The sequence below is a fragment of the Pseudarthrobacter sp. MDT3-1 genome, from assembly GCF_054510755.1.
This window is the reverse complement of the sequence record NZ_JBTNDX010000021.1, coordinates 51698-76512: the sequence shown is the minus strand read 5'-3', so window position 1 is coordinate 76512 and position 24815 is coordinate 51698. Positions and strand designations below refer to the sequence as shown.

The 24815-nt window shown below is 64.2% G+C and carries 26 protein-coding genes, 1 tRNA gene and 1 other RNA gene; 8 read left to right on the top strand and 20 right to left on the bottom strand.

The window, feature by feature from the left end; translation table 11 throughout:
* Positions 1-42: 42 nt before the first annotated feature.
* The 3 genes from ACX80X_RS15865 to ACX80X_RS15855 form a co-directional block, all read right to left on the bottom strand.
* Positions 43-336, bottom strand: coding sequence for a site-specific integrase (locus ACX80X_RS15865; protein ID WP_459312587.1), 294 nt, complete (start codon positions 334-336; stop codon positions 43-45).
* A gap of 4 nt (positions 337-340) precedes the next feature.
* The gene (locus ACX80X_RS15860) at positions 341-961 is read right to left on the bottom strand and encodes a hypothetical protein (RefSeq protein WP_459312585.1); all 621 of its coding nucleotides are present in this window, start codon (positions 959-961) and stop codon (positions 341-343) included.
* An 88-nt stretch (positions 962-1049) separates the two neighbouring features.
* Positions 1050-1541 carry a hypothetical protein gene (locus ACX80X_RS15855; RefSeq protein WP_459312583.1) on the bottom strand — a complete coding sequence of 164 codons (492 nt, stop codon included), beginning with the start codon at positions 1539-1541 and terminating at the stop codon, positions 1050-1052.
* Positions 1542-1638: 97 nt separating this feature from the next.
* Here ACX80X_RS15855 and ACX80X_RS15850 point away from each other — a divergent pair, with 97 nt between their 5' ends.
* Complete coding sequence (locus ACX80X_RS15850; RefSeq protein ID WP_252601528.1) at positions 1639-1857, top strand: hypothetical protein; 219 nt, start codon at positions 1639-1641, stop codon at positions 1855-1857.
* Between the two features lie 19 nt (positions 1858-1876).
* On the opposite strand, the gene ACX80X_RS15845 is transcribed toward ACX80X_RS15850, so the two are convergent.
* Both ACX80X_RS15845 and rnpB read right to left on the bottom strand, forming a co-directional pair.
* The gene (locus ACX80X_RS15845) at positions 1877-2815 is read right to left on the bottom strand and encodes an acyltransferase family protein (RefSeq protein ID WP_459312592.1); all 939 of its coding nucleotides are present in this window, start codon (positions 2813-2815) and stop codon (positions 1877-1879) included.
* Positions 2816-3308: 493 nt separating this feature from the next.
* An RNA gene (rnpB, locus tag ACX80X_RS15840) (RNase P RNA component class A) lies at positions 3309-3695 on the bottom strand.
* A gap of 56 nt (positions 3696-3751) precedes the next feature.
* On the opposite strand from rnpB, the gene ACX80X_RS15835 reads away from it, so the two are divergent.
* Positions 3752-4516: a YaaA family protein gene (locus ACX80X_RS15835; RefSeq protein ID WP_252601531.1), complete on the top strand. Its 765-nt coding sequence runs from the start codon at positions 3752-3754 to the stop codon at positions 4514-4516.
* A 60-nt stretch (positions 4517-4576) separates the two neighbouring features.
* Here ACX80X_RS15835 and ACX80X_RS15830 read toward each other — a convergent pair whose 3' ends face one another.
* Together ACX80X_RS15830 and ACX80X_RS15825 are read right to left on the bottom strand one after the other, a co-directional pair.
* Positions 4577-5332, bottom strand: coding sequence for a zinc ribbon domain-containing protein (locus ACX80X_RS15830; RefSeq protein ID WP_252601533.1), 756 nt, complete (start codon positions 5330-5332; stop codon positions 4577-4579).
* Positions 5333-5510: 178 nt separating this feature from the next.
* A complete protein-coding gene (locus tag ACX80X_RS15825) occupies positions 5511-6434 on the bottom strand; it encodes a Nif3-like dinuclear metal center hexameric protein (protein ID WP_252601535.1) in 924 nt (307 codons plus the stop codon).
* 99 nt (positions 6435-6533) lie between these two features.
* Between ACX80X_RS15825 and msrA the strand changes: the two genes are divergently transcribed.
* From msrA to epsC, 3 genes are all read left to right on the top strand, one after another.
* Entirely contained in the window at positions 6534-7058 is a 525-nt protein-coding gene (gene msrA, locus ACX80X_RS15820) for a peptide-methionine (S)-S-oxide reductase MsrA (RefSeq protein WP_252601537.1), read from the top strand.
* A 64-nt stretch (positions 7059-7122) separates the two neighbouring features.
* Positions 7123-8058 (top strand): cysteine synthase A, encoded by a 936-nt coding sequence (gene cysK, locus ACX80X_RS15815; RefSeq protein ID WP_058932137.1) that lies wholly within the window; start codon positions 7123-7125, stop codon positions 8056-8058.
* Positions 8059-8097: 39 nt separating this feature from the next.
* Positions 8098-8682 (top strand): serine O-acetyltransferase EpsC, encoded by a 585-nt coding sequence (epsC, locus tag ACX80X_RS15810; protein ID WP_252601539.1) that lies wholly within the window; start codon positions 8098-8100, stop codon positions 8680-8682.
* A 16-nt stretch (positions 8683-8698) separates the two neighbouring features.
* Here epsC and ACX80X_RS15805 read toward each other — a convergent pair whose 3' ends face one another.
* Positions 8699-9532, bottom strand: a complete 834-nt coding sequence (locus tag ACX80X_RS15805; RefSeq protein ID WP_252601540.1) for an oxidoreductase — start codon at positions 9530-9532, stop codon at positions 8699-8701.
* 125 nt (positions 9533-9657) lie between these two features.
* Positions 9658-11094, bottom strand: coding sequence for an NADP-dependent phosphogluconate dehydrogenase (gene gndA, locus ACX80X_RS15800; RefSeq protein ID WP_104060870.1), 1437 nt, complete (start codon positions 11092-11094; stop codon positions 9658-9660).
* Positions 11095-11266: 172 nt separating this feature from the next.
* Here gndA and ACX80X_RS15795 point away from each other — a divergent pair, with 172 nt between their 5' ends.
* Positions 11267-11995: a FadR/GntR family transcriptional regulator gene (locus ACX80X_RS15795; RefSeq protein WP_252601543.1), complete on the top strand. Its 729-nt coding sequence runs from the start codon at positions 11267-11269 to the stop codon at positions 11993-11995.
* 42 nt (positions 11996-12037) lie between these two features.
* On the opposite strand, the gene ACX80X_RS15790 is transcribed toward ACX80X_RS15795, so the two are convergent.
* The 3 genes from ACX80X_RS15790 to ACX80X_RS15780 are packed head-to-tail and all read right to left on the bottom strand — an operon-like array spanning position 12038 to position 14852.
* Positions 12038-13141, bottom strand: coding sequence for an L-idonate 5-dehydrogenase (locus ACX80X_RS15790; RefSeq protein ID WP_459312580.1), 1104 nt, complete (start codon positions 13139-13141; stop codon positions 12038-12040).
* Complete coding sequence (locus ACX80X_RS15785) at positions 13141-13911, bottom strand: SDR family oxidoreductase (RefSeq protein WP_459312578.1); 771 nt, start codon at positions 13909-13911, stop codon at positions 13141-13143. The genes ACX80X_RS15790 and ACX80X_RS15785 overlap by 1 nt, the downstream gene beginning before the upstream one ends.
* The gene (locus ACX80X_RS15780) at positions 13908-14852 is read right to left on the bottom strand and encodes an NAD(P)-dependent oxidoreductase (RefSeq protein WP_252601550.1); all 945 of its coding nucleotides are present in this window, start codon (positions 14850-14852) and stop codon (positions 13908-13910) included. The genes ACX80X_RS15785 and ACX80X_RS15780 overlap by 4 nt, the downstream gene beginning before the upstream one ends.
* 73 nt (positions 14853-14925) lie before the next feature.
* Here ACX80X_RS15780 and ACX80X_RS15775 point away from each other — a divergent pair, with 73 nt between their 5' ends.
* Positions 14926-15990, top strand: a complete 1065-nt coding sequence (locus ACX80X_RS15775) for a D-2-hydroxyacid dehydrogenase (protein ID WP_308216202.1) — start codon at positions 14926-14928, stop codon at positions 15988-15990.
* A gap of 218 nt (positions 15991-16208) precedes the next feature.
* Here ACX80X_RS15775 and ACX80X_RS15770 read toward each other — a convergent pair whose 3' ends face one another.
* From ACX80X_RS15770 to ACX80X_RS15735, 8 genes are all read right to left on the bottom strand, one after another.
* The gene (locus ACX80X_RS15770; RefSeq protein ID WP_252601651.1) at positions 16209-17525 is read right to left on the bottom strand and encodes an MFS transporter; all 1317 of its coding nucleotides are present in this window, start codon (positions 17523-17525) and stop codon (positions 16209-16211) included.
* 215 nt (positions 17526-17740) lie between these two features.
* On the bottom strand, positions 17741-18538 hold the full coding sequence (locus tag ACX80X_RS15765; protein ID WP_252601556.1) for an IclR family transcriptional regulator: 798 nt from the start codon (positions 18536-18538) through the stop codon (positions 17741-17743).
* Between the two features lie 265 nt (positions 18539-18803).
* Positions 18804-19094: a hypothetical protein gene (locus ACX80X_RS15760; protein ID WP_252601558.1), complete on the bottom strand. Its 291-nt coding sequence runs from the start codon at positions 19092-19094 to the stop codon at positions 18804-18806.
* Positions 19095-19133: 39 nt separating this feature from the next.
* Positions 19134-19415: a GrpB family protein gene (locus ACX80X_RS15755; protein ID WP_374209886.1), complete on the bottom strand. Its 282-nt coding sequence runs from the start codon at positions 19413-19415 to the stop codon at positions 19134-19136.
* Between the two features lie 174 nt (positions 19416-19589).
* Positions 19590-19665, bottom strand: a tRNA-Val gene (locus tag ACX80X_RS15750).
* A 100-nt stretch (positions 19666-19765) separates the two neighbouring features.
* The gene (locus tag ACX80X_RS15745; RefSeq protein WP_252601559.1) at positions 19766-20686 is read right to left on the bottom strand and encodes an NAD-dependent protein deacetylase; all 921 of its coding nucleotides are present in this window, start codon (positions 20684-20686) and stop codon (positions 19766-19768) included.
* Positions 20687-20692: 6 nt separating this feature from the next.
* Entirely contained in the window at positions 20693-21187 is a 495-nt protein-coding gene (locus ACX80X_RS15740; protein ID WP_252601561.1) for a peroxiredoxin, read from the bottom strand.
* The gene (locus ACX80X_RS15735; protein WP_056341561.1) at positions 21184-21603 is read right to left on the bottom strand and encodes a DUF3052 domain-containing protein; all 420 of its coding nucleotides are present in this window, start codon (positions 21601-21603) and stop codon (positions 21184-21186) included. Before ACX80X_RS15735 ends, ACX80X_RS15740 begins: the two co-directional genes overlap by 4 nt.
* Before the next feature lie 398 nt (positions 21604-22001).
* On the opposite strand from ACX80X_RS15735, the gene aceE reads away from it, so the two are divergent.
* The gene (aceE, locus tag ACX80X_RS15730; RefSeq protein ID WP_252601653.1) at positions 22002-24770 is read left to right on the top strand and encodes a pyruvate dehydrogenase (acetyl-transferring), homodimeric type; all 2769 of its coding nucleotides are present in this window, start codon (positions 22002-22004) and stop codon (positions 24768-24770) included.
* The last annotated feature ends 45 nt before the right edge of the window (positions 24771-24815 follow it).

Here is a 24815-nt window from a genome sequence, read left to right as displayed (position 1 = left end):
GAGAACTACAACCAGGACGCCAAACCATTCACCTGGACCAAATCAGCGGACTATCTCCTGGGCAAGATGAAACGCAAACAAACCATTAACACGGAACACTAGGGCGTCCGCCGGCTGCACCCCGCGGCCCTTCAACATCAGGATGGTCGCAGACCCGATCTTCACCGACCGATACGACGCGTCCGTCTTCAACGGCCCCAGCACAGGCAACCCATCCGGTCCGCGCTTGATCAGCTGCCGGTCCACGGTCACGAGGCCAGCGCCAAGGTCCAGCCGATCCCAGGTGAGCCCGAACAGCTCCGACGGCCGCAGCCCCGTCGCCGCGGCGAACACCACCGCCTCACGGTACGCCGCCGCCCATCACGTTCACCAGGGCCTGAACCGTGGCCACGCTCAACGGTCGCACCGGGGCGCGCTCGACCTTCGGAAGGTTTACTCCCGCCGTCGGCGACGCCTTCAACTGCTTATCGATGACTGCCTGCTTGAGCATCCCCGCCAAATAGACGCACGTCGTCTTCACCGTCGACAGCGCCAAGGTCCGTGACCACACCGCGATTGCTGCCTGGATGTCCGCACGGTTCAGCTCCGACAGCTGCACCGAGCCCAGGGTAGGGATGATGTTCCGGTCCATGCGCCGCCGAATCGTCTCCTGCAACCCTTCCCGCTGATGAACCTGGGCGGTGTACCAAACCTCGGCCCACTCCCCCACTGTCACCGCACCCGATCCCTTCGGATGATAGGTGCCGCTGCGGATCTCCGACTGCACACCCAAGACGTAGTCGGCTGCCGCGTCTTTGGTCGCGAACGACTTCTTCCGCTCCTGCCCACCGGGCTCGTCCCAGACGGCCTGCCACCGCAGCCCAACACCGTACTCGGCGGTGCGGGTTTTCCGGTCCCGCTTCAGCCACCGATCCCGCACCCTGGCCATTATCGACACCACGATTCTGAGGGCGAGTGGCACGAATGGCACAAGTATTGATGAGCTGTTTGCGCGTGCGTATATGCGCGCGCGTAAGGGTGAACCAAAAGTTGTGCCACTTGTGCCACTCTCACGGTTTCACCTCATATGTCAGGCCCGGCAAATTTGGCCAGGCGACCGGGTCAGGCGGCACCTGTGGCTCTCCAGTATCAACGCCTATACAGTGCCTCCCGCAGACGACGAGCATCAACTGCTCGGCCTTGGTCAGCCCCAGCATCCGCGCGTAAACCAGTCCCTTGTCTACGTGGAGGAACTTCGCGAGTTCGGCCGCGGACCCGCACTGAATGAAGCCGTCCAGCAGGGATCGGAAGCCGATGAAGTAGTGCGCTGTCATCAGTTCGACCCCGATTTCGCTGGCGACGACGACGGCGGACGGCGCGGGCCCGTGCCTGCCCATGCGGTGGAAGCCTTCGTGCGTGATCGTTATGTGCTGATTGCGCCGGGATAGTCGCACGTCAACGTGCGTGTTACCGGTGCTGTGGTCATAGAAACCGAGGAGGTCGCCTTCGAGCTCCCCATAAATAAACGTTGCGTCGCATCCAAACCCCAACTTGGTTTTCACCCCGCCCAGTGCGAGGAACCACCAGCATGAGCTACGCAACCGACATTCGACGTATCGGCGCCGCAGTGTTTTAGGACCGTTTTTCCGGTCGCCATCCATGGCGTGGCGGGCCGCGAGCCGGTACGACTCGGTAGTGTTCCCGGCCTCGTCCTTCGGGGCGGAAGCCCACCAGGGCGCAACGATCACCCCAGCCGAGATCCTCGCCAGCGGCGGCGAGGACGGCGATACCCGGGTGTGGCTGAAGAAGGCAGGCCCGGACGAACGCATCTCCGAACTGGTGGCCTTGTGCGAGGGCGACGAGTTCTTCACCACGTAGGGGTTACGGCGGTGTGCTGCTATTTGCGGCGCGCTGCCTTCCCCTGACGCGCTGTACCCACGCGCTTCGAAAGCTCGTGGCTTGGGCGTTCCACTGTCCGGAAGAACAGCTCAGCCAGTAAGAGCGACGTGGGGACTGCGATAAGCGCTGTGATCCAGAGTGGAGGGGTACCGCCGAGGGCGAAGGTAGTGGAGATGACCACTGCATCGTGTGTCAGGTAAAGGCTGAATGACCGCGCGCACAGCCACCCGATGGCCGGCAGCTGAAGGAAGGTTCTGGCCGGACCCCAGTGAAGGGCGATGATCACCACGAGGGCGGCACCAATGACCTGTCCCGAGCGGGCAAGCGTCACCAAGGCCTCAGGGATGGCGGGCGACGCTTGAGCCATCCAGTAGCCGGTGAGAAGGGTGATCGAGCCACAGAGAATGGCAGGCCAAGCCCACCGCTTTGTGTCGAGGGTAGCTGCCCAGCGGCTGATGGCCTCACGCTGCATGTAGAGCAGGATTCCGATGGCGAACATCGGCAGGTAACGCAGCGCCTTGGAATCTGTCAGTGTCCCGGCCGCCACTGTCACGACCAGGAGTGCGAGGAACAGAACGGTGCGCTGGAGTGTTTCCGCGCTCCTCCGGCACAGGACGACGTACGCCGGCAGTAGCAGCGAGAACCACACTTCCCACGACAAGGACCACAGCGGGTTGTTTAGGAAGTCGATTGGCCCAAGCAGGAGCCCGCTGACGGTTGCGCTCTTGACGTTGAATGGCTCATGGTTGTTTACCCACCAGCTGCCGCCGTCCACGCCGTGACGAGCTACGACCAATGTCGACAGGCCCGCCAGCACGAGCGAACCCCACACCGGCAGGTATAGCCGGACCAGGCGTTTCGGGTAGTAAGCCGACCAAGAGAACGACTTCTTTTCGGTCGGCCCGGTCAGAACGTAGCCGCTGAGAATAAAGAAGATGAAGACCGCTTACGTGCCGCCCCAGAGAAGGTGGAGCGGAGTGTACGAGAGCCACCACTCGAACGACAGGGTGTCGGCCCGGCCGCTCGTGTTAGCGACGTCAGCGAACGTCGTGGCTGTCACCATGATGTGATTGATGACTACAACTAAGGCGGCGACGCCCCGCAACCCATCGAGGCTACGCACCCGATGCGAGGGTGTGCTTGTGGCGCTCGGCGCAGCAGTCTGTTCATCAATCGTTGCCATGAGTTCCCCAATGTCGTAAGCAGGCCAAGTCTACGGCTTGCACGAAAATGCGCCCCATCACCTGGTCAGCCCGGGTGATGGGGCGCATTTCGTGTTTAAGCCTGCCGGCCGTCAGGGAGTTTCTTCACCGAGTAAACCGCACAAAATAGCGGAAAGATGCAGAAGTAGAAACAAGCCGTGTTACCTGCCAAACCAACGAAAAAAGGGCCATTCCCCCGCATAATCACGGGAGAATGACCCCTCAAAGTGGACAGCTTGACCGATACGCCGGGTTCTGTGCTCCCGTGCCGTTACCAGCGCGGGAGTAGCGGCCATCCATCTACGGACGCCGTTGCCGACGCCCTCCAGCGGCCTACCCGGACACTCGGGCGGGCAGCCCTCAAACGTGTCCTGTCTGGCCTTGCTCCGGGTGGGGTTTACCTAGCCTTCCCGGTCACCCGGGAAGCTGGTGGTCTCTTACACCACCGTTTCACCCTTACCTGCTGAGCTTCCGTTGCCGGAAGACGCAGGCGGTCTGTTCTCTGTGGCACTGGCCTGCGGGTTACCCCGAGTGGGCGTTACCCACCACCCTGCCCTGCGGAGCCCGGACGTTCCTCGAGCCACTTGCGTGACGCGCGGCCGCCTGGTCAACCCATCCGCAGCCAGTCTACCGCCGGAAGGAGGCCCCTCAGTCGCCGGTAGGATCGTACGGTGCTGATTCTGCTTCCCCCCTCCGAAGGCAAGACCCCCGCAGTCCGCGGGTCCGCCGTCGACTGGCCGTCACTGAGTTTTCCTGAACTCAACACCTACCGGGCCAAGGTCCTGGAAGCGCTGGGGACGGTGAGTGCACATGAGGATGCCCTCGCGCTGCTCGGCGTCGGCGCATCACTGCAGGACGACGTCGAACGCAACACCCGGCTCCACGCCGAACCGGCGGCCCCTGCGCACCAGATTTATTCGGGCGTTCTGTACGACGCCCTCGGCTACAAAACGTTGACCCCGGCGCAGCGCCGGAAGGCCGATGGTTCGGTGCTCGTGATCTCGGCCCTGTGGGGTGCCATCCGCTTCGCCGATCGTGTGCCCGCCTACCGGCTGTCGATGGGAACGGCACTGCCCGACGTCGGCCGCCTCGCCTCGTTCTGGAAGCCGCAGCTTTCGGAAGCCCTCGCGGAGTCCGTGTCCGGGCATCTGCTCGTGGACTGCCGCTCCAGCACGTATGCCGTGGCATGGGCACCACCGCCGGCTCAGACGGTGGCCATCAACGTGTTCACCGAGGTCAACGGGGTGCGCAAGGTGGTCAGCCACTTCGCGAAACACACGCGCGGCGAGCTGGCACGGCACCTGCTTGCCCGCCGCGGCAACGCCCCGCAGACCCCGGTACAGCTGCTGAAGGCCGCGCGCGAGAAATGGGACGCGGAGTTGGTTGACGGTTCAGCGCGGAAACCGCACGCCCTGAACATCATCCTTCCCAACTAAGTAGCACTAACTGTCGTTTTGAACGTTCAAAACGACAGTTAGTGCTACTTACATGGGCTGCTAGGCAGTTGGGGCGGGGGTGTTCCACTCGGCGGAGCGCACGAGGATGGCGCCGGAGTCCGGGCAGAACACAATGTCGTCTTCGGCGGCGGCCTTGATTTCTGCGAGGTCTCCGGGGCTCAGCTTCATGCCGGAGGCTTCAGAGGTTCCGTGGAACAACCGGGCGGCGCCCACTCCCCGCTTAGCGAGCGTCTTTTCGTAAATAGCCAGCATCCCGGCGTCGAGTCCTGCAGCGAATTCGGCACGCTTGCCGCGGACAACGGTCGCTTCAGCGGCCACCTCGGCCAGGGCCTCATCGAGTTCGGCGCGGATGCCTCCGAACGAGCCCTGGACGTTGTCCACGATGAGCTGCTGGGCAGCCTGGCGCTCGCGCAGCGAATCCAGGCGTTCCAGGACTTCCAACTCCACGTCTTCAAGGTCGGACCGGCGCTTGTTGAGGGAGGCAATGTCCTTCTGCAGGGCCACGAGGTCCTTTGACAGCCCTGTTCCGCTGTTGAGCCGGGCTTCGTCGCGTTCGATGCGGGAGGCGACCTGTTCGACGTCGGCCTCGGCGCGCTTCAGCTCGGCCTCGGCGTCATGGACGGCCATCTTGGCGGAGCCGAGTTCACCGTTGGCGACGGAAAGGGCTGACTGCAGGTCCTCGATCCGAGGATCAGTTTCCAGGGCGCGACGGCCGTTGGAGAGGGACTTGAGCTTTGCGTCCAGCCCCTGCAGTTCGAGCAACTTCAACTGTTCCGCCGGTGCTGCCTTGGCCACTATTTACCTCCGCTAAATCCAATCCGGCCGAAGCCGGGCACCGTATCGGCGCTCTATAGACTCTAGCGCCTAGCGTGCTCCCCAGGCTCGACAGGTCCCCACCGGCTCCCAAACCTCGCTGCGCTCGGTGTGGGTCCCTCGCCGGTGTGGGCCCGGCGACGGAGTTCGCACGCCAGGCTTAGCCCGGCGTCAGAATGAAGTCCCACGGATCGCTGTTGGTGGTACTTACCTGGATCTCGACGTCGTGGCCCTGATCGGCGAGCACATTGCCCAGTGCCGACGCAGCGGCGGGCAGCCAGAGCCATTCGCTGGCGAAGTGCGAAACGTCAATCAGGTACGGCCGGCCGTTCACTGCCGCTTCCCGGGCTTCGGACGCCGGATGGTGCCGGAGGTCGGCGGTGACATAGACGTCGGCGTTGTTGGCCCGCACTTCGTTAAACAGGGAATCCCCGGCCCCGCCGCAAACCGCAATACGCCGCACCAGCCCATCCTTATCCCCGGACACGCGGACTCCCCCGGCCACCGACGGCAGGATGCCGAACACCCTGGCTGCGAAATCGCCCAGGCTCATCACGTCCGCCAGATCACCCACGCGTCCGATGCCTTCCTCGGGCAGGCCGTTTGCGGCAACGGTCAGCGGGACAACGCCCTCCAGTCCCAGCGCATCAGCCAGGACGTCGGAAACGCCCCCGACGGCGGAATCACCGTTGGTGTGAACGGTCAGGAGAGCGGTGCCGGACTCGATGAGACGGTGGATGGCCTGCCCTTTGGCAGTGGTGGCGGCCACCGACGTGACGCCTTTGAGGAGCAAGGGGTGGTGGGTGATCAGGAGCTCGGCACCCCATTCCACGGCTTCCTCGATCACCGTGAGCGTGGGATCAACGGCGAACATCACCCTGGTAACGGGCGCTGAGGGGTGGCCGGCCACGAGCCCAACTTCGTCCCAGTTTTCGGCCAGGGACTCGGGCCAGAGTTCCTCGACCGCCAGCAGCACCTGGCCCAGCGTGGGAGCAGCTGGACCATCCGCTGCAGCGTCCTCCCCGGTAAGGGTGCCGTCGTCGTGCTTGTCCGCATCTGTAACGCCGGTGTTCACAGGTTCCATAGTCTCATTTTTACCCCATGGAGCCATCTGGCCCGCATGTGTCACAGTCTCGTAAGGTGGTCAGGGAATCATCCGGGGCACTCAACCATTGAAGAGGTCATGAAAACTTTTGTTCTTGGTGGAGGCTGCTTCTGGTGCCTTGACGCCGTTTACCAGATAACCAAAGGCGTCAGCTCGGTGGTTTCCGGCTATACGGGCGGCCACGACCCGTACCCCGACTACTACTCCGTCTGCGGCGGGACCACCGGCCATGCCGAAGTTGTGGCCGTCACCTTTGACGAGGCCGTCATTCCGGCCGAGGTCATCCTGGACATGTTCTTTGCCCTGCACGATCCCACCACGCTCAACCGCCAAGGGTACGACGTCGGCACCCAGTACCGCTCGTCCATGTTCTATGAGACCACCGAGGAGAAGATTCTCTTCGAGGAAGCCATCGAACGGAACCAGGCGCTGTGGTCGCACCCGATTGTGACCGAGGTCAGCCGGCTGCCGCGGTTCCATGCCGCGGAGGAGGTCCATCAGGACTACTACGCCAAGTATCCCGAGCAGGGCTACTGCCAGGTGATCATCAATCCCAAGCTCGCCAAGGCCAGGAAATATTACTCTGCATGGCTTAATGCTTAGCAGCGCCGCTCAGCCATCGTTAGGCTGACCTCAGCATTCACTCTTGAGAGATAGGCATATCTACATGGCACGGATCTATGACGATGTAACGCAGTTGGTCGGCGGCACTCCGCTGGTCCGCCTGAACCGGCTCACCGAGGGCCTGGGCGCCACTGTGGCCGTCAAGCTGGAGTTCTACAACCCGGCAAACAGCGTCAAGGATCGCATCGGCGTGGCCATCGTTGACGCCGCCGAGAAGTCCGGCGCCCTCAAGCCCGGCGGCACCATCGTTGAAGGCACTTCCGGCAACACCGGCATCGCCCTGGCCATGGTGGGCGCTGCCCGCGGCTACAAGGTCATCCTGACCATGCCGGAGACCATGTCCACCGAACGCCGCGTTATGCTGCGCGCGTTCGGTGCCGAAATTGTGCTGACCCCGGGTTCCGAGGGCATGCGCGGCGCCGTGGAAAAGGCCCAGGAAATCGTGGCCAACACGGAGAACTCCATCTGGGCCCAGCAGTTCGCCAACGAGGCCAACCCTGAGATCCACCGCACCACCACCGCCGAGGAAATCTGGTCCGACACCGACGGCAAGGTGGACATCTTCGTCGCCGGCATCGGCACCGGCGGAACCGTCACCGGCGTCGGCCAGGTCCTGAAGGAACGCAATCCTGACGTCCAGATTGTGGCCATCGAACCGAAGGACTCCGCCATCCTGAACGGCGGCGCTCCCGGGCCGCACAAGATCCAGGGCATCGGCGCCAACTTCATCCCGGAAATCCTGGACACCAACGTCTACGACGAAGTCCTGGACGCCACCCTGGAGGATTCCGTCCGCGTCGCCCGTGAACTTGGCGTCAAGGAAGGCATCCTCGGCGGCATCTCCTCCGGCGCCATCGTCTGGGGTGCCCTGGAACTTGCCAAGCGTCCGGAGAATGCCGGCAAGCTGATCGTGGCGGTTGTCTGCGACTTCGGTGAGCGTTACATCTCCACCGTGCTCTATGACGACATCCGCGGCTGATCAGTCCGTTGTCGCCCCGTTTCCTGTAGAAAGAACTTTGTGGGCTTTTTCGCAAGACTGAAGGAAGACCTCGACGCCGCCCGGTCACACGACCCGGCGGCTCGAGGTTCTTTTGAGAACTTTTTCGCCTATTCGGGGCTGCACGCCATCTGGATCCACCGGCTGACGCACCGTATGTGGCAAAGCCCGGGGCTGCGGTTCCCGGCGCGGCTGGTGTCGCAGCTGGGCCGCTTCCTGACCGGAATCGAGATCCATCCCGGCGCCACGATCGGCCGGCGCTTCTTCATCGACCACGGTATGGGTGTGGTCATCGGCGAGACCGCCGAAATCGGCGAAGACGTGATGATCTATCACGGCGTCACGTTGGGCGGCCGCTCCCTGGCCAAGGTCAAGCGCCACCCCACCATTGAGGACCGGGTCACCATCGGTGCCGGGGCCAAGATCCTGGGACCCATCACCATCGGCCGGGACAGCGCCGTGGGCGCCAACGCCGTGGTGGTCAAGGACGCGCCGCCGGAATCGATTGTCACCGGAGTGCCCGCCAAGTGGCGCCACCGCGATGCCCAGCGCGAAACCAAACCCGCAGTGGATCCGGCCGAGTACGACATCGAATACCGGATCTGATCCGTTACTGCAGCCTCTACCCGGCAACACGCTTCAGGACTGCCATGACCACCGCGTCATAGATCCGGTCCGGCAGGACGCGCCGCAGGCCCAGAATGGCTGCCGCTCCCCTGCCCACCGGATACCGGGTCCGGGGACGCGCAGCCGTGGCCGCGTGCAGTACAGCCGCAGCAATCACCGCTGGCTGCGTTGACGTCTCCGGCCTGTCCGTGGACGCCAGGACATCCGCCATGTGCTTTGCCTGGGCGGCGTACGGCCCCTCGCCGCTGCTGGCCAACAGCCCGTCAGCGGAAATCCGGCCCCATTCGCTGAGCGTACTTGCCGGTTCAATAACGGCGACGTCGATGCCGTGCGGCTTGAGTTCCAGCCGCAGCGCATCGCTCATGCCCTCAACGGCGAACTTCGTGGCGTGGTACCAGGCACCGAGGGGTTCGTAGAATTTTCCGCCGATGGACGAGATGTTGATGATCCTGCCCCGGCCCGCACTCCGCATGGCCGGCAGGACCAGCTGGGTCATCCTGGCAAGGCCAAAGACGTTCACTTCGAATTGGCGCCGGCCTTCGGCCAGGTCCACCTGTTCCAGCGCCCCGTAGGACCCGTAGCCGGCGTTGTTGACCAGAACGTCTATCCGCCCTCGTTCTTCCAGGACACGGCCGACGGCGGCACGCATCGAGTCGTCGTCCGTCACGTCCAGTGCCAGGACCTGGACGCCCAGCGCTTTCAGCGGCTCCATCCTGTCCACGCGGCGGGCGCCAGCGTAGACGATGAAGCCATGGCTGCTGAGCTTCTTCGCCGCCTCGAAGCCGATACCCGTGGAAGCTCCCGTAACAAATGCGACTGGCTTGGGCATTCTGACTCCTTGGTATGGACGGACACCGCGGCTGCTGCCGGAAACGCCAACGGCCGGCAGCTCCCAGAATATCCGGGAAGTGCCGGCCGCAGGGTTTGCAGCTTGATGCAATCAGAGCATGGGGATTAGTGCGTGTCCACTGCTTCGATTTCAGACTTGTCCTCGCCCCACAAGGTGTGGAACGTGCCCTCAGCGTCGACGCGGCCGTAGGTGTGCGCGCCGAAGAGGTCACGCTGGCCCTGGATCACTGCGGCCGGCAGTCGCTTGCGGCGCAGGCCGTCGTAGTAGGCCAGTGAAGAGGAGAAGACCGGCACGGGGATGCCGAGCTGGACGGCGGTGGAGACCACGCGGCGCCATGCCGGCAGGACCTCGGCGATGGCCTTGGTGAACGCCGGGGCGAACAGCAGGTTGGCCGGCTTATCTTCGGCGGCGTAGGCGTTGGTGATTTCCTTGAGCAGCTCTGCACGGATGATGCAGCCGCCGCGCCACAGCGAAGCGATCTCGTCCAGCTTGAGGTCCCAGCCGTATTCCTTGGCTGCTGAGGTCAGCATGTCCAGGCCCTGGGCGTAGGAAACCAGCTTGGACGCGTACAGCGCCTGGCGGACGTCCTCAACGAAGGTATCTGGAACGTCGACGGCAATTTCCTCACCGGCGAGTAGTTCCTGGGCGATCTTGCGCTGCTCGGACTGCGATGACAAGGCGCGGGCGAAGACCGACTCGGCGATGCCCGACGTCGGGGAACCAAGCTCCAGCGCGGAGATGACCGTCCAGCGTCCGGTGCCCTTCTGGCCTGCGGCATCCACCACAACATCTACGAACGGCTTGCCGGTGCGGGTGTCAACGTGGCCCAGGACCTCGGCGGAGATTTCGATCAGGAAGGAGGCGAGTTCGCCCTTGTTCCACTCTTCGAAGATCTTGGCCTGGTCAGCGGGTTCGATGCCGGCGCCGGAGCGGAGGAGGTCGAAGGCTTCGCCGATGACCTGCATGTCGGCGTATTCGATGCCGTTGTGGACCATCTTGACGAAGTGGCCGGCGCCGTCGGTACCGATCCAGGCACAGCAGGGCTTGCCGTCGACGTGCGCGGAGATCTTTTCGAGCAGCGGGCCGAGGGCGTCGTAGGACTCCTTGGAACCACCGGGCATGATGGACGGGCCGTTCAGGGCACCTTCCTCACCGCCGGAGACGCCGATGCCGACGAAGTGCAGGTCCTTCTTCGCAAGCGCGGCTTCGCGGCGGCGGGTGTCCTCGTAGTGGGAGTTTCCGGCGTCGATGATGATGTCGCCGGCTTCCAGCAAGGGTTCAAGCTGCTCGATGACCGAGTCAACCGGCTTGCCGGCCTTGACCATGATCAGGACGCGGCGGGGCTTCTCCAGCGAGTCAACAAGTTCCTGCAGCGTTTCGGTCCGGACAAAGTCGCCGTCCGTGCCGTGCTTTTCGAGCAGCGCGTCGGTCTTTTCAACAGACCTGTTGTGCAGGGCAACGGTGAAGCCGTTGCGGGCCAGGTTGCGGGCCAGGTTGGCGCCCATCACCGCAAGGCCGGTGACACCGATGTGTGCAGACATCAAAACTCCAATTTCGTTGTGCAATGGATGTGCAGATGGCTCCGCGTTCGCTGCGAAGCACGCTGTCACGAACCGATGGATCCTAATAAAGCATATATATTCAATCGGCTTGAGGGAAGCGGTGCCCACTTTGTGGAACGGGCCCAGTCAATCCCAGTTTAGGCTTGAGTCCATGTCGACCAGCCTGCACCACCGTGCCATCGAGAACCTAGGCACCCGGATCATCACGGGCGAGCTGCCCACCGGACACATTATGCTGGCCGAGCACCTTGAGGAAGAACTGCAGGTTTCGCGTTCCGTGGTCCGCGAGGCCGTGCGGGTCCTTCAGTCCCTGGGCCTCGTGGAAACCACCAAGCGGGTGGGGATCCGCGTGCTGCCGCCGAGCCGCTGGAACCCCTTCGATTCCCAGGTCATCCGCTGGCGGCTATCCAGCGACGCCCGCGGCGCCCAGCTGCGTTCACTGATCGAACTGCGGTCCGCCGTCGAGCCCGCAGCTGCCGAGCTGGCCGCGAACAATGCCCCGGCACAGCTCCGGCGTGAGCTGGTGGACATTGCCCATGCCCTGCGCGACGCCGGCCACTCCGGGGACGCGCAGAAGTTCCTGGAGCTGGACATCGCCTTTCACTCGGTCCTGCTTTCCGGATCGGGGAACGAAATGTTCGCCAACCTGATGGGGCAGGTGGCGGAGACCCTGACGGGGCGCACGGTCCACGGACTAATGCCGGACCACCCCCATGAGGGGGCGCTGCAGTGGCACGTCGATCTCGCCGAAGCGGTTGCCGCCGGGGACGCCGCCACGGCCCGGGCCGCTTCTGAACAGATCATGCGCCGCACCACATCCCGGCTGTCCGGAACGTGGACGGACCAGCCCCGGGTGTTCCTTCCCGTCCGCCGGAGCTGACAACGCCCAGAACCAGCCAGAACCAGGGCGTCCTTTATCGTGCTATTCCGGTTGGAAGTTGAGGAGGACTTTTCCTGATGTGGCGGAGTTCCTGGCTGTTTCGAAGGCTTCCAGGCCTTGGCTGAGGGGGTATTCGTGGGTGATGACGGGGCCGATGTTCAGGGTGCCGTCGGCGAGGGCTGTGATGACGTCGTCGATTTCGTTGTTGAAGCGGAAGGACCCGCGCAGGTCCAGCTCCCGGGTGATGGCCAGGGAGATCAGGACCGGCTGGGGTCCGGTGGGCAGCAGCCCGACCATGACCACGGTACCGCCGCGCCCCGCGCCCTGAATGGCTGAGGCCAGGCCGTGGTGGCTGCCCGAGGACTCGATGACCACATCGGCCTGCACCGCGGCGATCGCGTCCGTATCCCCGGCCTGCAGGGTGTGATCCGCGCCGACGGCGGCGGCGATCTCCAGCGGTTTGGCATGGACGTCGACGGCGGTGATCCGAACCGCGCCGGCACGTCTGAGGACCGTGACGGCCAGGGCGCCGATCGGGCCGCAGCCGATCACCAGCACACTCTTGCCGGCCACGTCCCCGGCACGTCCGACGGCGTGCCAGGCCACCGACGCGGGTTCGATCAGCGCCGCGGTCCGCAGATCAAGACCGGCCGGGAGCGCCCGCAACATCCGGGACGGCAGGTTCACGTACCGGGCGAACGCCCCGTCGGTGTGCGGGAACCGTGCCGCGCTGCCCAGATACGTACAGCCCGGGGACAGGTTGGGCCGGTCCGCCGGCCACCGCACCTCCCCCGCACCCGGACCCGGGGTGGCCGGATGGACCGCAACCGGGGTGCCCGCGGCCGGGCCGGTCCCGTCCGCCGCGGCCCGGACCACGGTCCCGGAAATCTCATGCCCCAGCACCAGCGGCGCCCTCAGGACGGACTCCCCCGCCGCCCCGTGCAGCCAGTAATGCAGGTCCGACCCGCAGATCCCGCCATAGGCAACCTCCACCACGGCCTCGTCCGCGGCCGGTGCACCCAGCGGGACCTCCTCGATCCGCAGATCCCCCGCCGCATGCGCCACCACCGCCAAACCCGACACCGGCACCCCGGAACCAAGCAGGGCTGTTGCTTCGGTCCCCTGAGCCACTGCTGAAGCGCCCATCAGACCACCACCGTCATTCCGCCGTCGATAAAGATCGTCTGCCCGTTCACAAAATCCGATCCGTCCGAAGCCAGCCACACCGCCGGGCCGGCCAGGTCCTGGACCGTGCCCCACCGGTGCGCCGGGGTCCGGCCCAGGATCCAGGCATTGAACTGCTCATCATCCACCAGGTTCTGCGTCATCTCCGTGTGGATGTAGCCCGGGGCGATCCCGTTGATCTGCAGCCCGGAGCCCGCCCACTCCGCCGTCATCGCCCGGGTCAGGTTCCGCAGCCCGCCCTTGGCCGCCACATACGGGGCGATCGTGGGCCGGGCCAGATCCGTCTGCACCGAACAGATATTGATGATCTTGCCCCTGCCCCGCGGGATCATATGCCGTGCCGCCTCACGCCCCACCAGGAACGCGCCCGTCAGATCCGTCCTGATCACCCGCTCCCAATCCGCCACATCGAGCTCCAGCATCGGCACCCGGTGCTGGATCCCGGCATTGTTCACCAGGATCTGCAACGGACCCACATGCTCCTCCACCCACGAAACACCCCGGGCAGCCTCGGCATCACTCGTGACATCAAACGCGACACCATGCACCCGCCCCGGCGCGAAGTCCGCGGCCATCGCCGCCTCCGCCGCCTTCAACCGCTCCGCATTAATCCCGTTCAACACCACCGTCGCCCCGGCATCAGCCAACGCCCGCGCCAACGCATGACCAATCCCCCGGCTCGAACCCGTCACCAAGGCAACCCGCCCCGTCAAATCAAAAAGTCCACTCATGGTGCAGCTGTCCCTTTCGTTGCGGCATCCGCAGGTTCCGCGCTAGTGGTGTTGTCGCTCAGATTCGAAATGGCCTGGCGGACCACGGCAAGGTCCTGATCGCCAAGGCCCTGGCGCTTCAGTTCGGCGTAAAGCTCGACGCCGGCCGTCGCCATCGGCACGGCAGCGCCGGCCGCCCTGGCTGATTCGAGCACAAAGGACAGGTCCTTATGCATGAACTTCGCCGGGCCTGTTGGTGTGTAGTCCTTCCGGGCCAGTCGCGGTCCCACGTTCTCCAGCACACGGCTGCCCGCAAGGCCTCCGGCCAGGACGCCGAAAAGCGCCGCCGGATCCATCCCGGAGCGCTCGGCGAGCTCGGCCGCTTCGGCGAGCGCCGCCGTCGTGGTTCCTACAATGAGCTGGTTGCAGGCCTTGGCGAGCGACCCCGCGCCCAGTGGGCCCATGTGCCTGACGGTTGTCCCCATCGCGTTGAAGAAGGGCTCGAGCCGCCGGAAGTCGTCCGCGGTACCGCCGGCCATGATGGCCAGGGTGCCGTCGGTCGCGCCCTTGGTCCCGCCGCTGACTGGGGCGTCCACCACAGTGGCGCGGCCGTGGCTTGCCGCGTGGACCCGTCGCCCGAAGTCCTGGACCTTCGCCGGTGAGACTGAGCTTGCGACCACTACGGCAGTGCCGGCGTGCGGCGGATTCGCATCCCAGCTCGCCAGCAACCCCGCCGAGGCCTCCTCGATGAAGGACAGGTCCGGGAGCATAAAGGCGATGATTGGCAGGTCCCGCAGGGATGTAACGTCGGGCGCGGAGTGGCCACCCTGCGCCACGAATTCCTGGAGGGGAGCTTCGGATCTGTTCCAGGCGGTGACCGCCCAGCCGGCGCGGACCAGATTCGCTGCCATGGGCAGCCCCATCAGCCCCAGGCCTACAAAGCCCGCTGTTCTGTCTTCCATATCTAGGCCTCGACTCACATCGTTGTGTGGTTAATGAAGGGAAATCTGTCCAATATCCTAGCCGCTATTCAGTATGATGAACACTATGACGACTCTAACCACCGTCGCGATCGCCGTCCCGCTCGAAGCAGAGCTGGTGGACCGCATCCGCGCCGTAGACCCCTCCGTAACTGTCCTCTATGAGCCGGACCTGCTTCCGCCCGAGCGTTTTCCGGCCGACCACTCCGGGGATCCGGACTTCAAACGGACTCGCGCGCAGGAGGAGCAGTACTGGGCCACGCTCAACAAGGCGCAGGTTCTGTACGGCCTGCCCAATGAGAGCCCCTCGGGCCTTGCCCGCATCGCGAGCGAGAATCCACGGCTCCAGTGGGTCCACGCGATGGCCGCCGGCGCCGGCGGTGCCGTCAAGGCCTCCGGGCTGGACCAGAAAACACTCCTCAAGTTCAAGGTGACCACCTCCGCCGGCGTCCATGCCCTGCCGCTGGCAGAATTCGCTGCGCTGGGAATCCTCAATGGCTTCAAGCGCAGCGCCGAGTTGGCCCAGGACCAGGCCGCCAAGGTGTGGCCCGAGCTTCGGACCCCCACCCGTCTGGTCAGCGGTTCCACGCTGGTTGTGACCGGCCTGGGCGAAATCGGCCTGGAGACCGCCCGGATCGCCCGCGCCCTGGGCATGACGGTCAGCGGCACCAAGCGGAATGTTGAGCCGATCGAAGGAATCGAGCAGGTTGCCGGCAACGACGGACTGGCCGGGCTGCTCGCCTCGGCGGACGCCGTCGTCAATACGCTGCCCGGCACGCCGTACACGGAGAAGCTCTTCAACCGTGAGGTGTTTGCCGCAATGAAGCCGGGAACGGTGTTTGTGAACGTGGGCCGCGGCACTGTGGTGGACGAGGACGCCCTGCTGGAGGCCTTGGACAACCGCCAGGTCTCCTACGCCTGCCTTGATGTCTTTGCCGTGGAACCGCTCCCCCAGGACAGCCCGCTGTGGAAACACCCCAGGGTCATGGTGTCGCCGCATACCTCGGCGCTCAGTGCCGCGGAGAACCGCCTGATCGCGGAGCGCTTCTGCAGCAACCTGCGCACGTTCCTCGACGGCGGCGACCTCCCCCACCTGGTGGACCCGGTCCACTTCTACTAAGGCGCAGGCCCCGGCCCGCACTACAGAGCCCCTGCCGTGGATCCTGGAAACAGGAATCCGCAGCAGGGGCTCTTTTGTGTCAGGCGGTTGTGTCCGCGTGCTGTCAGCGGCGAATTAGTTACGTACTTACGCTGAGCAGCGGCGCCCAATTAGCGAGCGGCACGGAAATAGGCGGCCTCCCCATCAAGGGGAGGCCGCCTATTGCATGGGTGGAGTGCCTAGCGTGCGTCCTCCACCAGGATCAGGTCCCGGCCGTTGGTTTCCGGGGTGAAGAAGGTGGTGCCGAAGGAGATCAGCGCCAGGACCAGGGAGTAGATGGCGGGAACCAGCCAGGAATGGCCTGTCGCAGCCAGGAGGGCCACACCGATCATGGGTGCGAATCCGCCGGCCAGGACGGCGGAGAGTTCACGGCTCAGCGCCACGCCGGTGAAGCGGTGCTGGGAGCCGAAGAGTTCCGGCAGCATGGCGCACTGCGGACCGAGCATGGACTGCACGCCAAGTGAAATGCCCACCACCATGACCACCCAGACGAGGGTGACGTTGCCGAGCGTGACCAGGTAGAAGGCCGGCAGGGCGATGACGGCCTGAAAGAGGGCGCCGTAGCGGTATACAGGAACGCGTCCGAAGCGGTCGGAAAGGGCGCCGAAGGTGACCACCATGACCGCTGCGAATCCAGCGGCAATGAGGAGGCCGGTGGGGCCAATGAACTTGTCGCCGGCGAAGATTCCGGCGGGCATGCTGATGAAGGATACCAGGAGGGCGGAGTAAATGGAGGAGTTTCCGTTTTCTCCCATCCGCAGGCCGATGCCGATGAGCACGTTCTTCTTCGAGTGCTTCCAGATCTGCACGACGGGGTTCTTGACCACGGCCTTGTGCTTTTCCAGTTCCTGGAAGACCGGCGTTTCCTTGAGCCGGAGTCGGATGAAGACCGCGATGACAATCAGGATGACGCTCGCCAGGAACGGAACGCGCCACAGCCAGCCCTGCAGTACTTCCTTGTCCGCCAGTGCCATCAGGGCGAAGGTGCCTGCGCCGAGCAGGGTGCCCAGCTGGATGCCGACGAACGGCAGTGCGGCGAAGAATCCACGACGGCGGCGCGGGGCCACTTCTGAGATCAGGGTGGTGGCGCCTGCCTGCTCGGCACCGGCGCCCAGGCCCTGAAGGATCCGAAGGGCCACCAGGAGCACTGCGCCGACCATTCCCGCCTGTTCAAAGGTGGGCAGGAGCCCAATGGCGAAGCTGGCCATGCCCATCAGGCCGATGGTCAGGATCAGGACCATCTTCCGGCCGAACCGGTCACCGATGTAGCCGAAGACGATGCCGCCGAACGGCCGGGCTGCGAAGCCCACACCATAGGTGGCGAATGACGCGATCACGGCGCCGCTTTCCCCCAGCGGTGAGAAGAAGAGCGGCCCAAAGACCAAGGCCGAGGCGAGGCCGTAGATGTAGAAGTCGTAGTACTCCAGTGCGGAGCCTACCGAGCTGGCAAGGGTTGCCCTTCGCAGCTGCTCCGGATCGACGGCGGCGCCGTCCATGTCAGTCTGCCGTGATTTAGTACGAGTTGTCACAAGAACTCCCTCAAAAACACTCCAGGCCCCCGTTGGCCTGGTGGGATAGCGAGGACACTCCGTGGTGTCGATCACTATATTGAACAGAGTACAGCAAGTTGAACACGCAGCAAGTGGTTGACGGATGTTTTGTTCACAACCGGGGTGATGAACGTTAAATAGGGCCGCCAGAGCGGGGGCACTCAGCCCATGGGGTTGCCCAGGGACCGCGCCAGCTCGCTCAGTTCCTTGACCATCCGGGAACCCTGCTCCGCGGAGTATGTGGCCTTGAGGGCCGTGACTGACAACCCAAGGCTCGGGCCGTGGGCGCCGCGCGTAGGCACGGCCACAGCCAGGCAGACCACTCCAATAGTGGATTCCTCATCTTCGAACGCATAGCCCTGTTCACGGATGGTTGTGAGCTGTGCCTTCAATTCGGCCCCCGTGCGGAGGGACTTCGGGGTCAGCACCGGAAGTTGGGCGTCATCGGAAAACATTGCGTCGACGTCGTGGTCATGAAGGCGGGCAATCAGGGCCTTGCCCACGGCACACAGGGACACCGGCATCTTGTCGCCGATGTTGGACGTCAGGCGGACCGCCGGATGGCCCTCGTAGCGGGCCAAATAGATCACGTTGGTTCCGTCCAGCATGGCTATTCGTACCGTCTCCCCGGAAAGGGTCGGCGCCTGCTCGCAGAACCGGTAGAACTCCTGTACTTCGTCGAGCCGGCTGAGATAGGCGGCTCCGAGTTCCACGAGCTTGCGGCCCAGCGTGAATTCGGCGCCCTGGCGGCTGATCAGCCGGGCTTCTTCCAATGCCAGCAACAGGTTGGAGGTGGACGACTTGGGGATACCCAGCTCGCGGGCCAGATCGCTCAGTGTCAGCCGCCCCGTCGCAGAGGCTGACAAGGCGTCCATGACGGCGGCGGCACGCGTGACCGCCGGCGCCGGCGAGGTGCTCCCCAAACCCTCGGAGGAGCGGGAAGTGCGGGAATCGGCCATGATTCTCCTTCGATCGGCACGCCGGGGCGCGTCGCGTAGATGCGTTCATTCTGCTGAACAGTAACCATCATAATGGCTTAGCGGCGATTCAGGGCCCGGGCCAAGGCACCGTCCACCGCGCCCCGCACCCCGGTTCGCGTGGCATTTGTTTGTTTCAGGAAGTTCACGGTATATTCATTTCAGACCCTCCACCGCGGCATCCCCCAATAGTCGCGGTGGAGGGTTTTCCAATGCCTGAATGTTGTCGTGGCCTTGGCCGCCGGGTTCAGGCGACGTCCACCACGGATTCCCTCAGCCTCCAGCCGCCACCAAGGCCGTCGCGCTCCAGCACCATGGTGGTCAACGCGGACTGCGGATTGCGGCCCAGCCGCACCTGGACCTGCAAGACCTCAACGTCCACGCGGCCCAGACCTTTGGGCATACGCCGCTGCGCCTCCCACCAGCTCACACGCTCAAACCATCTCACTGCGTCGGCACCGACGGCCCATTCCCTGCCGTTGCTGACCACCGCCGTCGGGCTGCCGTCCCTGGCCGTCTTCACCACCACATATTCCATAGCGGGAACACTAGGGACAGCCACCGACAATTTGGCGCCCTAGCGGTATTGAGCCAGGAGGGCACGGATTGTTGAACCCTTGGCTTCTGCGTAGTCCTGCATGAAAGTCCATTCCTGATCCGCCAGCCTACGTTTGAGCTGCTCGTATTCGATCCGGGCGTCCTGGCTACTTCGCAGGTAGTCCCGAAACCGGCGGTGTTCGAACCACGCCGGCTCGCGCTTCGAAGCAAGCTCGGGAACAGATGTCGAGCCGACGTGCTCCACTGTGATGCTTGTGGAGCCCAGTGCCGAACGGATGTTGTCGCGGAGGTCGCAAAAGATCTCCCGCTACCCTGCGTCGTATGCCACGAGCTCCACGGGTCTATTGAGGGAATCCCTGCCGCGGAGATACTCGACCCCATTCACATTCATGGGCCGACCCTACGCCCTGAACCGCACAGGGCAACAAAAACCCCGCCGTTCCCGGCCACTCGGGCCAGGAACAACGGGGTTTGGTGGTGGGTCCTACCGGGATCGAACCGATGACATCCACGGTGTAAACGTGGCGCTCTACCAGCTGAGCTAAAGACCCAAACTGCCGGTTTTTCGCACCTCAGCGCGTCAGCCAACGAACATAAACTCTACCTGACGGGCGGGACGAAAAGCCAATCGACACGGTCGGCCCCCAACGGTCAAAGATCGGGGAGTTCGGCGGCGAGCCAGGTCAGTGCCTCGCTGACGCCTGCGTCGAGCTTGATGGTGGCGTACTGGTCGCCCCGGGTACCGCCCCTGTTGATGATCACCACAGGCTTGCCGTCCTTCGCCGCGTGACGGACGAACCGCAGTCCGCTCATCACGGTCAGCGATGAACCGGCAACAAGCAATGCCTCTGCACTGTCCACCATCGCGTAGGCGGCTTCTGCGCGTTCTTTGGGCACGTTCTCGCCGAAGTAGACAAAGTCTGGCTTGAGCATTCCGCCGCAGGCGGGGCAGGCAGCGACCACAAAACTGCTGATCAGAGCAATGTCCTCAACAGTGGCGTCGGCGTCGGGCGCCATTTCCACCAGGCCGGAAGTTGTGGCGCGCGCCAGGAAGCCGGGATTGAGTTCTTCGAGCACCTCCGACAGCAGGCGGCGGGTGTACGTGCGCTTGCAATCGAGGCAGACCACCCGGTCATAACGGCCGTGGAGGTCAATGACATTCCGGCTGCCGGCGTCTTCATGCAGCCGGTCGACGTTCTGGGTGATCAACCCAGTGAGCAGGCCCCGCCGCTCAAGTTCTGCGGCCGCATTGTGCCCAGGGTTTGGATCTGCGTGCCGCAAGTGGGACCAGCCGATATGGTTCCGCGCCCAATAGCGCTGGCGGTTGGCGCCGTCGCGCACAAACTCCTGGTAAGTTATGGGCGAACGTGGCACGGCGTCCGGCCCGCGGTAATCCGGTATGCCCGAATCGGTGCTCAGCCCTGCGCCGGTAAGTAACGCCAGCCGCTTGCCGGACAATAGCTCCCGGACGCGTTCAAGCCCCTGAAGGTCCGCACTGGACAGCGCGGCAGGGTCAGCGGCCGGTAGGCTGGCGAAGCCTGTCAGGCCGATGCCGTGCCGCTGCTGGTCCATGCGGCCTCAGGCCTGTTCCAGACCTGCCAGAGCATCCTGGTACTCGGCGAGCTCGCGGGCCTGCCCGCGCGGATTCACCACGACGTAGCGGATTGTTCCTGCTGCATCGATGATGAACGTCCCGCGCCCAGCCATGCCACTCTCCGGGTCGAAGACTCCATAGGCGGAAGCGACAGCGCCGTGCGGCCAGAAGTCAGCCAGAAGGTCAAAGCCGTAGCTTTCCTTCTCGGCATAAGCCCGCAGGCTGAACTTGCTGTCCACGGACACGGCCAGGACGGTGGCCCTGGCATCCTCGAACGCGGCCAGGTTGTCCCGGATTTCGCAGAGCTCGCCGGTACAGACACCCGAAAAAGCAAACGGATAAAACACGAGCACAACGTTCTGCCCGCGGAAACTGGATAACCGGACAGGTTCTCCGAACTGGTTTACCAGCTCAAAGTCCGGGGCAAGCTCCCCCACCGCCGGAACAGTCTGCCCGGCTACGGCAAGAGCTGCCGTCACTTGTTCTTCCTGCTGACCAGGCGGGTGGCACTCCAGTCCTTTGACACACCTGCCGAGGTGGTGAGGTGCAGGCCCGCAGTGGGCGCCGCTTCCTGAATTTCCGCCGGCGACACGTACCCGGTGCGCCCTGACTTTGGCGTCAACACCCAAACAACCCCGGTTTCACTCAGGGTGGTCAGGGAATCCATGAGGCTGTCGACCAGATCCCCGTCGCCGTCCCGCCACCAAAAAATGACGGCGTCAACAACGTCGTGGTCGTCCTCGTCCAGGAGCTCGGACCCTGTCAGGTCCTCAATATCATCACGTAAGTCGAAATCGACGTCGTCGTCGTAACCGAACTCCTGAATCAGATCCCCGTTTTTGAAACCCAATTTTTCCGCCACATTTACCGAAGTGGCGGCGTCGGCCTCGCTCACGTGTTCCTCCAATGCCTAATACATGCAATTCGCATAGTGATTTCCATTACTCCCAGCCAACACCCTTTGTGCCTGCGCTTCAAGCTGCCGCCACCGCGATCCGCCATATTCTGCGTCACATCCGGCGCCGTCAGCCTGCGTTGCAGCGGCTTTCGTCACACAACCAGTATGACGGCGAAATACAACAGGGACGCCATGGACGCGGCTACGCATCGTGCTGGAGTCACAGCTAGAGTGACTGGTGACAACTATGCCTGCGGGGCGACCGCCTGGAACTCAATGGCAGACATAGGCGTGATAGGACCCTGCCCGGCGCACATGACCGGGCTGTTGTAACCGATACGTCGCACACGTCGCATTCATGCCGGACAGTCACCCTGCCCGGCATGTGGGCGCCGATGCATGCGCGCAAAGAGAGGTTGGACGTGGCTGCAGGAGAAGATACCTCCCATATCCTCAGCGGGTTGACAAACCAGCTGCCTGATCGTGATCCGGAAGAGACCGCCGAATGGGCTGAGTCCCTGGATGCACTGATCAGGGAACAGGGCACGGAACGTGCCCAATACATCATGCGGAGCCTGCTGCAGCGCGCCGGCGCGCAGAGTGTCGGTGTGCCGATGGTGACCACCACGGACTACGTGAACACCATCCCGGTGGACCAGGAAGCTCCGTTCCCCGGCAACGAAGAGTTCGAGCGCCGGTACCGGGCGTACATGCGCTGGAACGCCGCCATCATGGTGCACCGGGCACAGCGGCCGAACATCGGGGTGGGCGGGCACATCTCCACGTACGCCGGGGCCGCCACACTGTACGAGGTCGGCTTCAACCACTTCTTCCGCGGCAAGGACCACCCCGGCGGCGGTGACCAGGTCTTCTTCCAGGGCCACGCCTCCCCCGGCATGTACGCCCGCGCGTTCATGGAAGGCCGGCTCGCCGAGGAGGATCTGGACGGATTCCGGCAGGAAAAGTCCAAGGAAGGCCACGCGCTCTCCTCCTACCCGCACCCGCGCCTGATGCCGGAGTTCTGGGAGTTCCCCACGGTCTCGATGGGCATCGGTCCGATGAACGCGATCTACCAGGCCCAGTCCAACCGGTACCTGCACAACCGCGGCCTCAAGGACACCTCGGACCAGCAGGTCTGGGCGTTCCTGGGCGACGGCGAAATGGACGAGCCCGAGTCCCGCGGCCTGCTCCAGCTCGCCGCGAACGAGAACCTGGACAACCTGAACTTTGTGATCAACTGCAACCTCCAGCGCCTGGACGGTCCCGTCCGCGGCAACGGCAAGATCATGCAGGAACTCGAAGCGTTCTTCCGTGGCGCGGGCTGGAACGTCATCAAGGTCGTCTGGGGCCGGGAGTGGGATGACCTGCTCACCAAGGACGCCGACGGCTCGCTCGTGAAGATCATGAACGAGACCCCGGACGGTGACTACCAGACCTACAAGGCAGAATCCGGCGGATTCGTCCGCGAGCACTTCTTCGGCAAGACCCCGCAGACCAAGGACATGGTCGCGGACCTGTCCGATGACGAGATCTGGAACCTCAAGCGCGGCGGCCACGACTACCGCAAGGTCTACGCCGCGTATAAGGCTGCCACCGAGTTCAAGGGTAAGCCCACCGTGATCCTGGCCAAAACGGTCAAGGGCTACGGACTCGGACCCCACTTCGAGGGCCGCAACGCGACCCACCAGATGAAAAAGCTCACCCTCGATGACCTGAAGAAGTTCCGCGACCACCTCCGGATTCCGGTCACCGACGAGCAGCTGGAGAAGGACCCGTACCAGCCTCCGTACTTCCACCCGGGCACCGATGCGCCGGAGATCCAGTACATGATGGAACGCCGTGCCCAGCTGGGCGGTTCTGTTCCGGAGCGCCGCTCCAAGCACCAGGAGATCGCCCTCCCGGAGGCAAAAACGTACGAAGTCGCCAAGCGCGGTTCCGGGAAGCAGCAGGCCGCCACCACCATGGCGTTTGTCCGGCTCCTCAAGGACCTTATGCGGGACAAGAACTTCGGCAAGCACATCGCGCCGATCATCCCCGATGAGGCCCGCACGTTCGGCATGGACGCGTTCTTCCCCACGGCCAAGATCTACAACCCCAAGGGCCAGAACTACCTCTCCGTGGACCGGGACCTGGTCCTGGCCTACAAGGAATCGGCCCAGGGCCAGCTGATCCACCCCGGCATCAACGAAGCAGGGGCCGTCGCGGCATTCACCGCCGCCGGCACCGCGTACGCCACCCACGGCGTACCGCTGATCCCGGTGTACGTGTTCTACTCCATGTTCGGTTTCCAGCGCACCGGCGACGCCTTCTGGGCCGCCGGGGACCAGATGGCCCGCGGGTTCATCATCGGCGCCACCGCCGGCCGCACCACGCTGACCGGCGAAGGCCTCCAGCACGCCGACGGCCACTCCCCGCTGCTGGCCTCCACGAACCCGGCAGTGGTCACCTACGACCCCGCGTACGGGTACGAGATGGGCCACATCATCCGGGACGGCATCGAGCGTATGTATGGGCCCGATTCGGCTGACCGGAACCTGATGTACTACATCACGGTCTACAACGAGCCCATCACGCAGCCCGCAGAACCCGAAGAGCTCGACGTGGAAGGTGTTCTCAAGGGCATCTACCTCCTGGCTCCGGCGAAGATCGACGGTCCCCGGACCCAGATCCTGGCTTCCGGCGTCTCGGTTCCCTGGGCCATCGAAGCCCAGCGGCTGCTCGCCGAGGACTGGGGCGTCTCCGCCGACGTCTGGTCCGTCACGTCCTGGAACGAACTGCGCCGCGACGGCATGGCCGCCGAGGAAGAGGCGTTCCTGAACCCGGGCAAGCCCGCCCGTGTTCCGTTTGTGACCCAGCAGCTTGCCGGTGCCACAGGACCCGTGGTTGCGGTCTCGGACTACATGAAGGCCGTCCCGGACCAAATCCGCCAGTTTGTGCCGAACGAGTTCGCCACGCTGGGTGCGGATGGCTTCGGCTTCTCCGACACCCGCGCAGCGGCCCGCCGCTTCTTCAAGAACGACATCCACTCCATCGTGGTCCGTTCCCTGCAACTACTGGCGCGCCGCGGCGAAGTCGATGCCCAGGCCCCGGCCCAGGCAATCGAGAAGTACAAGCTGCACAACGTCAACGCCGGTTCCACCGGCAACGCGGGCGGCGAGTCCTGATCATCTCCCGCTGACCTGCTTGTCAGCGGAAATGAACGACGACGG